The following is a 737-nucleotide window of genomic DNA, read 5'->3' on the forward strand; positions in this document are numbered from 1 at the left end:
TTTGTCACCACCAAGAAAACCATCCTGCGCGGACAATTGCTGGGATACCACAAGGATATGGGACTTTCGGTGGAGGTGGTTGCCAACGAACTTTTTGACCCCGACAACACTCCCATAACACTGAAAGTGGCTGACGACGGCTCTTTTGAAGGCGAGTTGCCCATCAATAAACCGCAAATAATGCTCATTTTGGCTGCCGGTTCGGAACTTTATACCTTTGTGGTGCCGGGCGAGGAGCAGGAAATATACGTTGACCTGCGCAAAAAATCGCGCCGACATGCCCGCCACCGCGCCGACAAAGAACCGAACGACTCCGAATTTATTTACACTTCGGGCAGATTTTCCCCTTCCGATATAAAAACGATTTTTGCCGATACGAAGAATGACAACGATTATACGGCGTTTTTAAAGGCAACAGCAAATATGTCGCCGCAAACGTACAAGCAATATGTGCTTGACGATATGAAGCGCGAATTAGAAAAAATCCCTGATGACATCTCGCCAACCGTAAAACGCTTTGCCGAAGTCATTATTCGTGGTGAAGGGTTTGTTCGCCTTGTGTTTTATGGCAGTATCCAAGAAGCTGCATATTATTGGGCAACCGAAAGCACAGCCCCCAAAAAAGCAGGATACAAGGCGCCTAAACCCTCGTTGGAATACTATTCGTTTTTGAAGGATTTGCTAACGGACGATTTGGTGTTTACCGACTACTACAAGCACTTTGTAAAGGCTTTAAT

The 737-nt window shown here is 46.4% G+C and carries 1 protein-coding gene; it reads left to right on the forward strand.

The window, feature by feature from the left end:
• A partial coding sequence (locus ASC50_RS02435; RefSeq protein WP_158648306.1) for a hypothetical protein occupies positions 1-737 on the forward strand: 737 nt, incomplete at both ends.

The sequence above is a fragment of the Candidatus Symbiothrix dinenymphae genome, from assembly GCF_001431085.1.